The organism is Mesorhizobium sp. M2C.T.Ca.TU.002.02.1.1 (assembly GCF_003997225.1).
The window spans coordinates 1-1,148 of the sequence record NZ_RZTO01001256.1 but is presented as its reverse complement, the minus strand read 5'-3'; the positions used below and the strand labels follow the sequence as shown (position 1 = coordinate 1,148).

Genomic DNA, 1,148 nt, shown 5'->3' with positions numbered 1-1,148 from the left:
GCGCTGATGGTCAATGGACCGATCTGGGTCCCGACCGTGGCGCGGATCGGCGCATATACGCCGGATTGGCCGACCGGTGCAAACGTCACCAGCATGCGGCTCTTGTTCTTGAGGAAGTTCAGCGCCTTGCGGCCCTTGCGATAGCCCGCCACTGGTTCGAAGCCCATCTTGCAGGTCACCGTGTCGCCCTTGTAGCCGGGCACCGAGATCGAACCCTTGGACGCATAGGTCAAGGTCAGGTCGGCGCGCATCTCGCCATCGTAGAATTTGACCGTGCGCCCGCAGACCTTGTCCAGGCTGTCGGCATGGATGACGGTCGCCGCCATCGGATCGAGCACCGATTTCAGGTCTCCGTCGCCGATCGGCACCCAGTTCTTCGGATCGCGCTTGCCTGGAGCGGGAACGACTTGCGTGGAGGAGACGCCCCCATTGCTGAAGCGGATATCGACCATCGAGGCCTTCTTGCCGGACGTATAATCGGCCCTGAACGCCTGCGGCGTCATCCGCTTGTCGGAAATGGTGCCTTTCGACGAAATCGTACCTTTCGTATCGTCGAACAGCCTGCCGAGCCCGGCGGCGGAGACGGTGCCGTTGATGGCGTAGGTATCGCCCTCGTAGCGGCTGGAAAAAGTCGCCCTGGCGATCGAAAGGCCGAGATAGGACACCGTATATTCGCCCTTGAAGGATTGCGGCGGCGCGGCGGCGAAGCTTGTTGCCGGCACGGCAAGGGCAAGCAGGGTGGCGAATGCGTGAGTCGAGCGGACCATGGCGGCTGACGAATCCCTGGCGGTTCGGCCGGAACGCAAAGGATCCAGCCTGACATATCCCTTCGCGAACGGCTTATAGTTTGAAATCCGGCCTTTATATGGAGCGCGACCGACAGCCGGCGATGCGCCGGAGCTTGACGCAATGGTGAAATGCCACTATGGAACGCCAACTTTTCCAAAGGCCGCCTGACCGAGACCGCGCGCCGCCTGGCGCGGGCAGAATGGTTTGGCAGGTTTAGAAACTGAAGGTTAGACAAATGTCCCGCACCTGCGAACTCACTGCCAAGGCAGTCCAGACCGGCAACAATGTGAGCCACGCCAACAACAAGACCAAGCGTCGCTTCCTGCCGAACCTGGTCAATGTGACGCTGATTTCCGAAG

Annotated in this window: 2 protein-coding genes; one reads left to right on the top strand and one right to left on the bottom strand. The window is 61.0% G+C overall.

The features are described from left to right. Positions 1–767: DUF3108 domain-containing protein (locus EOD07_RS35240; protein WP_164772884.1), on the bottom strand; the 767-nt coding region annotated here is incomplete at its 3' end. 257 nt (positions 768–1,024) lie between these two features. On the opposite strand from EOD07_RS35240, the gene rpmB reads away from it, so the two are divergent. After that, on the top strand, positions 1,025–1,148 hold a 124-nt coding region (gene rpmB / locus EOD07_RS35235), incomplete at its 3' end, for a 50S ribosomal protein L28 (RefSeq protein ID WP_127238425.1).